The following is a 9,028-nucleotide window of genomic DNA, read 5'->3' on the forward strand; positions in this document are numbered from 1 at the left end:
ATCGGCGCCCCCGACCTCACCACCACTGCCAAACCCTACGCGCCCGGCCTTCTGGGCATCGCTCACGAGCGCCAGCAACTGGAACAGGCATTCGCTGCCCAAGGCATCAAGATTGAATGGCATTTCTTCCGCGGCGCTGGCCCAGCCATCAACGAAGCATTCGCCAACGGCCAGCTGGACTTCGCCTTCCTCGGTGACCTGGCCGCTATCATCGGCCGTGCCAATGGCCTGGACACCCGGGTGTTGTTGGCGACGCGTGGGACTAACCTGTTCCTGGCCAGCACGCCCCAGGCCGGGATTCATCGCATCGAGGACCTGAAGGGCAAGCGCATCGCGCTGTACCGTGGCACCGCCGACCAGTTGTCGCTGGGCCGGGCGCTGGCCAGCGTGGGCCTGGGCGAGCGCGACCTGAAGGTGGTCAACCTGGACTGGACGGCGGCCAACGCCGCATTGCTGGCCGGGCAGATCGACGCGACCTGGTCCAATTACAACCTGCTGACCTTGCGCGCCAAGGGCATCGAGGTGCCGGTCAGCACCAAAACACTGCCGTTGACGGCCACCACCCAGGCGACGCTGGTGGGCAGCGGCGCGTTCTTGCAGCACTACCCCGAGGCCACGCAGACGCTGGTCAATGCACTGGTGAACGATGCGGCCTGGGTGCAGCAGCCCGAGCACTACGAGCAGTACCTGGTGGCCCAGGAGCACGCCAGTGGTATCCCCACTGCGCTGGCCCGGGAAGAAAGCGCCGGGGCGAACCTGAATTTTCGCTTTTCGCCGCGCCTGGACCCGTTCATTCGCGCCAGTTTGAACGACAGCGTCGAGCAGGCCGCACAGTTGAAGTTGATCCGCCGTACCTTTGATGTGCAGGCCTGGTTCGCGCCGGCGTTCGTGGATCAGGCCCTGCATGACCTGAAGCTGGAGACGACCTGGCCCGCGTATGACCCGCTGGGCCAGGCTATAGTGCAACCTGGCTCATGATGTGGTAACCCGGGGCACCGGCCAGCTCGTCTGGCAGGGTGTCGTCGGCGTCCAGCAGGGCGTCGATCATGCACCGGGCGGTCTCCGACAGGGGCTGCTCGGAAAGCTGCACGATGCCCAGGCAGGCGCCGCCGTCCTGGAACAACGGCGGTTGGTCGTGACAGATAATCCGCTGGAACAGGCCACTTTGTGTCAGCGGCTCGATCATTTCCAGTGGCGCCACAGCCAGGGTGTCCGAGCCCGCTACCATCTTGGGTAGCAAGTCGTTATAGGGTGTCTCAAGGTTCAGTGCCGGCGCGTCTCGCCCCCATAAGCGCTCTAGCACCGCACGTAGCTCGAAGGGCAGCTTGGCACTGACCCTGGGGTAAGCGGCCAACTGCTGAAATGACAGGTTCCCGCCGGCAAGCAACGGATGCCCGCTGCGGCAGAACACGCCGAAACGACGAAAGCGCAGCGGCCGCACCAGGTGCTGGGTACCGACCTCCATGTGCCGAAGGTCGGCTACCAGAAAACTGATGTCGCCGTCGTCCAGCAGCGCCAGCAGGTGCGACGGCTTGTCGACCTTCAGGTCTACCTCTGCCTGGGGAAAGCGCGTCACGAACGCCGCCAGCGCATCAGGCACCAGGCGGGTCATCACCAGAGGCCCTGCGCCGAAGCGCAACCAGCCGCTGTCGCGGTTGGGTTCATGCACGCGGATGTCGTCACGTAGCGTATTCGCGTCGTCCAGCAGGCGCGCTGCGCGCTCACGTAACGCCGTGCCCTTGGCGGTCAGCACGATGCCGCGACTGGTGCGCTCCACCAGTGCACAGCCCAATTCACTCTCCAGGCCCTGGATGCTGCGGCTGAACGCCGACTGGGTGATGCACGCGCTTTCCGCGGCACGGGTGAAATTGAGGTGGTTGGCCAACGCCAGGAAATGGCGCAACTGACGTAAATCCATGTTCAGACCTTTTACTCATGGGGCGCGATGCGATTAAGGCATTTCTCAGCGGCGCAGGGCGTTGCTACAAAGCACGCCATCGGTACCCCCTTGAAAGCGGCGGCATTATCCAGCGCTCCCTTCGTTCAGGGGAAAGACCGAAAACACATAACCTAATTCGCCATCACCGTGTCTGCTTGCCTCGATCCGCCACCACCACCCAGGACGGCCAGAAGCACTTGCCCCAAAGAGCTTGAACATGAAGCCAACCCCCCATAGCCGTCCGTTGCCGCTGCTTGCCATCGGCCTGTTCCCCTTTGCCCTGCACACCCCCGTGGCCAGTGCCGCCGACGTCAGCCAGGCGGCACAGGGGGACACCGCGCTCAAACCGGTCACGGTGACCGCTACCCGTCGCGAGGCTTCCCTGCAGAAGGTGCCGGTGGCGGTGTCGGTGGTCGAGGGCGAGCAACTGGAACGGGAGAACCGCACCAATATCGCTTCCATCGTGCAAGAAGTGCCCACCCTCAACTTCCGTCCTGGTGCCTCGGCCAAGGATTCGTCGCTGTTCGTGCGGGGCGTGGGTACCATCTCAACCTCGCCAGGCGTCGAGCCCAGCGTGGCGACGGTGATCGACGGTGTTGTATACGGCCGGCCCGGGCAGTCGACGCTGGACCTGATGGACGTGGAGCGCATCGAAGTATTGCGCGGTCCCCAGGGCACGCTGTTCGGGCGCAATGCGTCGGCCGGGGTGCTCAATGTGGTCAGCCGCGATATTCCCGAGCAAACCCACGGTTATGTCGACTACTCCTACCTGGGCGGCAATGAGCAGCGCAGCCGGTTCAGCATCGGCGGCGCCCTGACCGATACCCTCAGGGGCTCGCTGAATACGTTGTGGGGGGATTACGGTGGTAACGTCACCAACGACTACAACGGCGACAAGGTCAACGGTTACCGCACCAAGGGCGTGCGCGGCAAACTGCAGTTCACCCCCAACGATGACCTCAAGGTAACCCTGATCGGCGACTACACCGAGGGCAGCAATACCGCGCCGGCGGGCGTGGCGGTGTCGTCGAAGACCGCGGTGTTCAGCCAGAACTTCCCCGGTACCCCCAGCGCCCATAACCGCGAGGTGGACAACGACCTCAAGACCAGCGCCCAGGACACCAACAAGGGCCTGTCCGCGCAGATCGACTGGCGCCTGGGCAATTACACCCTGACATCGATCACCGCCTGGCGCGGCTGGGACAACCAGATGCAACAGGACCAGGATGGCCTGGCCACCCTGCCCGTCACCGCCTTGCATGACACCGACCAGGTGGCCTACGACCAGTACAGCCAGGAGCTGCGCCTCGCCTCGCCTAGCGACCAGTTCCTGGAATACGTGGGCGGCGTCTACCTGTTCCACGGCAAGACCGACGAGGCCTATACCCGCACGTTGGTCGCCAACAGCGTGGTGAACAGCGCCCACGCCAATTTCAGCGCCACCAACGACAGTTACGCGGTGTTCGGCGAAAGCACGTTGCACCTCAGTGATGACTGGCGGGTAATCGCGGGCCTGCGCGCCACCCACGACACCGTGGAATACGACCACCAGCGCGTGTCATCCTCGCCCGTGACCCTGGCGTCGATGCGCCCTTCCTTCTCGGCGTCCGATGACACCAGCGCCAACGGTTACACGGGCCGCCTGGGCCTGCAGCACGACTTCAACGATGACGTCACCGGCTACGTCACTTACTCGCGGGGTTACAAGGGCCCGGCCTACAACGTCTACTTCCAGATGTACTCGGCCGACACCAAGGTACTGGACCCGGAAACCTCCAACGCTTATGAAATAGGCCTGAAAAGCACGGCGTTCAACAAGCGCTTGACCGCCAACCTGGCGCTGTTCCGAACCGATTACGATAACTACCAGGCCAACTTCTATGACCTGGTGGCCGGCTCGCCGGTGACCCGCCTGATCAACGCCGGCACGGTGCGTACCGAAGGCGCGGAGATGGACTATGCCTTCCAGGCCACCGCGCAACTGAAGCTGTCCGGCGCCTTGGCCTATACCCATGCGCGCGTGGTCGACTTCGCCTGTCCCACCGGGGCTGCGGCCAGCTGCAACATCAATGGCAAGCCGTTGCCGTTCGCTCCGGACTGGAAAAGCTACGTGCGTGCTGACTACAGCATTCCCCTGGACAATGGCCTGGACGTGGAACTGGCCAGCGACTTCAACTGGCAGAGCGAAACCCAATTCGGCCTCGACCAGAACGTCGACACCCGCCAGGGCGCCTACGGCATCTGGAACGCCAGCGTGGCCCTGGCCGACTACACCGCTGGGTGGCGGGTGTCGCTGCTGGGCAAAAACCTGGGCGACCGCTCTTATGCCACGTTGCTCACCAACGGCAGCAACGCCATCAACCGCATGGTGCCCCGTGATGACCGGCGTTACTTCGGCATCCAGGTGCGCAAGGACTTCTGATGATGAGCAGCCAAACCCCTGTGGCGCCACAGCGCCCCAACTTCATCATCTTCGTGGCCGACCAGTTGCGGGCCGATTACCTGCCCGGCTTCAATCCGCAGACGCCGGTGCGCACCCCGGCCCTGGATCGCCTCGCGGCCCAGGGTGTGCGCTTCGGGCAGGCGTTCACCCAGCACAGCGTCTGCTCACCGTCGCGGGTGTCGTTCCTGACCGGCCTTTACCCCCATGTGCACGGCCACCGCACCTTGCAGTACCTGCTGACACCGCAAGCCCCGAACTTCCTGCGCACCTTCAAGGACAACGGCTATCACGTGGTGCACGCCGGCGCCCGGGGCGACACGTTCGGCCCAGGCGCAGCGGAAGTGTCGCTGCATGAACATGGCTTCGCCGACACCGGCATTACCGACCTGCGCGACTTCATCAAGCCCAAGCCTCACGGTGAGCCCGGCAGCCTGGCCCGCGCCCATTACGAAGGCGAGCGGGACGCCAGCGCGGTGGAATTCGACGAGCAAGTCATCCGCACGGCGCAGGCCTGGCTGGCCAGCGCCCCGAAAGAGCCATGGGTGCTGTACATTCCCCTGCTTTCCCCGCACCCGCCGTTCGCGGCGGCCGAGCCATGGTTTTCCCAGTACCCGCGCGACGCCATGCCCCTGCCGCGCCACGGCAGCGGTGCGATGCCGGCGTTTCATCATCCGTTGGCCACACGCCATGGCTGGGACCGCCTGCGACCGTGGCAGTGGCAGGAACTGCGTGCGGTGTACGCCGGCATGGTGTCGAGGCTCGACAGCTTGATCGGCCGGGTGATGGACACCCACGCGCGACACAGTGGCGGCCGGCCTGCCTACACAGCCTTCTTTTCCGACCACGGTGAGTACCTGGGCGATTACGGGTTAGCGGAGAAATGGCCGGCAGGCGTTGAAGAGTGCCTGGTGCGCACGCCGGTGATCATCGCCGGGCCCGGCATCGCCCAGGGCGCGCAGTGCGATGCCTTGGTGGAATTGATCGACCTGTTCCCTACCCTCCTGGACCTGGCCGGTATCCGCACACAGCACGACCATTTCGGCCGCGCCTTCACGGCGTGCCTGCAGGACCCTGCGGAGCCCCACCGGCAGGCGGTGTTCAGCGAGGGCGGTTTCCGCCGCGAGGAAGCTGCGCTGATGGAGCGCGGCGGCTACCCCTACGACCTGAAAAGCCAACTGCAACATGAGCAACCGGAAACGGTCGGCAAGGTGGTGGCCTTGCGCACCCGTGAGTGGACGTACGTCTGGCGGCTGTACGAGCCTGCGCAGCTGTTTGACCGGATCAACGATCCCCACGAGAGGCACAACCTTGCCGATGAGCCCGGCTACGTCCACGTTCAGCAGCAGCTGATGGCGCGAGTCTTGAGGTGGTTGGTGGAAACCGCGGACGTTATCGACCCCGGGCAGCAGCAAAGGTTTGTGGCTGTTGAGCTACCGCGTCCCGGTCATGGTTCATTTCCAAGAAGCCACGCGACTTGATCAAGGTGTATTCGCAGCATGGGCCCAGCGTGGTACCGGGCGTAGGACGGGGATATATACACGGCACATGTCTGGAAATACAACCATGGGAAATATCCTAAGAATAATCCTACAACGTCTGCGATAATTAAATAACTAGCTTACATTTTCATCCTTGCGTCTCCCCAGACAGGTGACTAACCTCCCCTCGCCGCTGTTAAACCAAGCGGCCGGGTTTGGTCACCCGTTCACTGGAGGCGTTCAGCATCGTCATCGTCATACCTGCTCGACAGCAGGCATGCAGCTTTATGGCAGCTGTGCGCGGGGCATCCTAGGATGCGCCGGGTTCCAGATGACCGGTTGACCAACCCTCGCACAGCTGCCACCCATTTGTTTGGCCACAGTGAATGGAAGCTTGTCGAAAGGGCTTGTCTGGTCAACGCTGCATCATATTGAAGGCGCCAAGGGGTTGGTGGATGCGCTGATTGCAGTGAAATGACCGGCCAGCTCCCATTGCCGAGGCTACCAATATGGACGTTCAAACTCGCCCCGCAACAGCCAACGATGCAGCCGCAATCAGCCGGGTGGTGATTGCGGCGTTGCGTGGGTCGAATTCACGGGATTACCCCCCGGACGTTATCGCTCAGGTTGAACGCAGCTTTGCACCTGAAGCCATCAGTGTGCTGATCGGTAAGCGTCACGTGCTGGTAGCTGTGCAAGGCGAACACATTGTCGGCACCGCCAGCCTCGACGGTGACGTGGTCAGAAGTGTCTTTGTTGATCCGGCGTACCAAGGTAACGGAATCGGTCGGCAGTTGATGGGCGCCATTCATGCCACTGCCGCCAGGATGGGCGTCCAAACGTTACGGCTGCCGTCGTCGATTACGGCTCAGCCGTTTTACGCTGCTTTGGGGTACCGGAAAATCCGCGATGAGTTTCACGGGGCTGAACGCACGATCGTCATGCAACGGCGGCTTGACGGGTAGCCGACGTCGCTGAGGGGTCAAGGCCCCAACAGCTCGCGGGTAGCGTCTGCAGGGGCAAGATTGCCTACCGCACACCTCCGCCCGCTTACTCGACTTCCTCCACCACGCCCTGATCTTCCCCCAGGAACCCGCCGCTCTGATGCTGCCACAACCGCGCATAGGTCCCATTCTTCGCCAGCAAATCGGCATGGGTGCCCTGCTCGATGATCTGCCCTTCATCCATCACGATCAGCCGGTCCATCGCCGCGATCGTGGACAGCCGGTGCGCGATGGCGATCACGGTCTTGCCCTGCATCATCTCGTCCAGGCTTTCCTGAATCGCCACTTCTACTTCGGAGTCCAGGGCGCTGGTCGCCTCGTCCAGTAACAGGATGGGCGCGTTCTTGAGCATCACCCGGGCGATGGCGATGCGTTGCCGCTGGCCGCCCGACAGTTTGATGCCGCGCTCACCCACCAGCGTGTCGTAGCCCGAGTGGCCGTCGCGGTCGCTCAGTTGGTTGATGAAACCATCCGCCTGGGCGTTGGCCGCCGCCCGGCGGATCTGCGCGTCGGTGGCGTCGGGCCGGCCGTAGGCAATGTTGTCGCGGATGGAGCGGTGCAGCAGCGAGGTGTCCTGCGTCACCATGCCGACCGCGCTGCGCAGACTGTCCTGGGTGACCTCGGCGATGTTCTGCCCGTCGATGCGAATGACGCCGTGGTCCACGTCGTAAAACCGCAGCAGCAGGTTGATCAAGGTGGATTTACCAGCGCCTGAGCGGCCGACCAGGCCGACTTTTTCACCGGCGCGGATGTGCAGGTTCAGGCCATTGAGCACTTGGCGTTCGCCGTTGTAGTTGAAGCTCACGTCATCAAAGGTAACCGCGCCGCCGGAGGTGATCAGGGTGCCGGCATCCGGTGCATCCTGCACTTTGGGGCCGCGCGTCAGGGTGCCCATGCCATCCTGGACGGTGCCGATGTTCTCGAACAGCGAGGTCATCTGCCACATGATCCAGTGCGACATGCCATTGATACGCAAGGCCATGGCGGTGATAGCGGCCACGGCGCCGGTGCCGACCTGGCCCTGGTGCCAGAGCCACAATGCATAGCCGCCCGCTGCCAGGATAAGGGCGACGACGAGGGCCTGGTTGACGATTTCGAACTGGCTGACCAGGCGCATCTGGCGAAAGCCGGTGTGTTTGAAGTCTTCCATCGCGGCGCGGGCGAATTGGGCTTCACGCTTGGAATGGGAGAACAGCTTCACCGTAGTGATGTTGGTATAGGCATCCGAGATACGGCCGGTCATGGACGACCGCGCATGGGCCTGTTCCTGGCCGACCTTGCCCAGGCGAGGCACGAAGTACAGCATGGCCAGCCCGAACAGCACGATCCAGGCAATGAAAGGCAGCATCAGCTTGAGGTCGAAAGCGCCAGCCAGTGCAATGATCGCGATGAAATAGACGCCGATGCCGGGGATGATTTCGATGACGGTGAACAGCACGTCGCGCACAGCGAGCGCCGTCTGCATCACCTTGGTGGTGACCCGGCCGGAAAATTCATCGGAGAAAAACGACAGGCTCTGGCGCAGCATCAGCCGGTGGAAGTCCCAGCGCAGCCGCAACGGCAGGTTAATGGCCAGCACCTGGTGCTGAACCATGGTGCGCAGGGCCACCAGCCCGACACTGGCCAGCAGTACAAGGCCAATGCCCCACAGCACGTGGCGCTCCTGCCCGGCGCCCTCGCCGCCTGCCTGCCAGGTAGAGAGCAGGTCCACGACCTGCCCGAGGAAGGAAAACAGCCAGGCTTCGTACAGTGATACGCCGGCGCTGAGTACCGCCAGTGCCAGCACGTAGCCGCGGGCACCTCGCGTGCAGGCCCACATGAACCGCGCCAGCCCTTCGGGGGGCGGCGGGAGTTCATCGGGGGGAAAGGGGTCGAGGCGTCGTTCGAGCACGCGAAGCATGGGTATCTCCAAAACCATCAAGTCAGGGAGATTTTGCCATTGATTGGAGGTTCTGAGGGGCCAGCGCTTGATCTTATCTACCCTGGCGGCGGCCATGCATGCAGTATGTCTGACACTGCGCGGCGTTCTTGACGCGGCCAGGTCCGCTGCTACGCGTTGCGCGCAAGCCGTCTCGGCGGTGCATGCGGTGGCTCAGAGACAGCGCGGCACCCGGTAAAATTGTCGCCACTTCACCCCAACAGCAGCGCAATCCCCGGTGCCAAT

Annotated in this window: 6 protein-coding genes; 4 read left to right on the top strand and 2 right to left on the bottom strand. The window is 63.4% G+C overall.

The window, feature by feature from the left end; translation table 11 throughout:
- A partial coding sequence (locus QBK88_RS30350) for an ABC transporter substrate-binding protein (RefSeq protein WP_277964989.1) occupies positions 1-978 on the top strand: 978 nt, incomplete at its 5' end.
- Here the strand turns inward: QBK88_RS30350 and QBK88_RS30355 are convergent.
- Complete coding sequence (locus tag QBK88_RS30355; RefSeq protein WP_277964990.1) at positions 956-1,918, bottom strand: LysR family transcriptional regulator; 963 nt, start codon at positions 1,916-1,918, stop codon at positions 956-958. The genes QBK88_RS30350 and QBK88_RS30355 overlap by 23 nt on opposite strands.
- A 238-nt stretch (positions 1,919-2,156) precedes the next feature.
- Here QBK88_RS30355 and QBK88_RS30360 point away from each other — a divergent pair, with 238 nt between their 5' ends.
- The 3 genes from QBK88_RS30360 to QBK88_RS30370 all read left to right on the top strand — a co-directional run bounded on the left by QBK88_RS30360 (position 2,157) and on the right by QBK88_RS30370 (position 6,825).
- Positions 2,157-4,361, top strand: coding sequence for a TonB-dependent receptor (locus tag QBK88_RS30360; RefSeq protein ID WP_277964991.1), 2,205 nt, complete (start codon positions 2,157-2,159; stop codon positions 4,359-4,361).
- Entirely contained in the window at positions 4,361-5,860 is a 1,500-nt protein-coding gene (locus QBK88_RS30365; RefSeq protein WP_277964992.1) for a sulfatase-like hydrolase/transferase, read from the top strand. The genes QBK88_RS30360 and QBK88_RS30365 overlap by 1 nt, the downstream gene beginning before the upstream one ends.
- Before the next feature lie 509 nt (positions 5,861-6,369).
- Entirely contained in the window at positions 6,370-6,825 is a 456-nt protein-coding gene (locus QBK88_RS30370; protein ID WP_277964993.1) for a GNAT family N-acetyltransferase, read from the top strand.
- An 85-nt stretch (positions 6,826-6,910) separates the two neighbouring features.
- Here the strand turns inward: QBK88_RS30370 and QBK88_RS30375 are convergent, their stop codons facing one another.
- Entirely contained in the window at positions 6,911-8,764 is a 1,854-nt protein-coding gene (locus QBK88_RS30375) for an ABC transporter ATP-binding protein (RefSeq protein ID WP_277964994.1), read from the bottom strand.
- Positions 8,765-9,028 lie beyond the last annotated feature (264 nt).

Source organism: Pseudomonas sp. RIT-To-2, from assembly GCF_029623465.1.
GTDB classification, from domain to species: Bacteria; Pseudomonadota; Gammaproteobacteria; order Pseudomonadales; family Pseudomonadaceae; genus Aquipseudomonas; species Aquipseudomonas silvicola.

Excerpts from the sequence above, each read along its gene's own strand:
- QBK88_RS30355 (WP_277964990.1), bottom strand. The coding sequence starts at position 1,918 with ATGGATTTACGTCAGTTGCGCCATTTCCTGGCGTTGGCCAACCACCTC.
- QBK88_RS30375 (WP_277964994.1), bottom strand. The coding sequence starts at position 8,764 with ATGCTTCGCGTGCTCGAACGACGCCTCGACCCCTTTCCCCCCGATGAA.
- QBK88_RS30370 (WP_277964993.1), top strand. The coding sequence starts at position 6,370 with ATGGACGTTCAAACTCGCCCCGCAACAGCCAACGATGCAGCCGCAATC.
- QBK88_RS30365 (WP_277964992.1), top strand. The coding sequence starts at position 4,361 with ATGATGAGCAGCCAAACCCCTGTGGCGCCACAGCGCCCCAACTTCATC.
- QBK88_RS30360 (WP_277964991.1), top strand. The coding sequence starts at position 2,157 with ATGAAGCCAACCCCCCATAGCCGTCCGTTGCCGCTGCTTGCCATCGGC.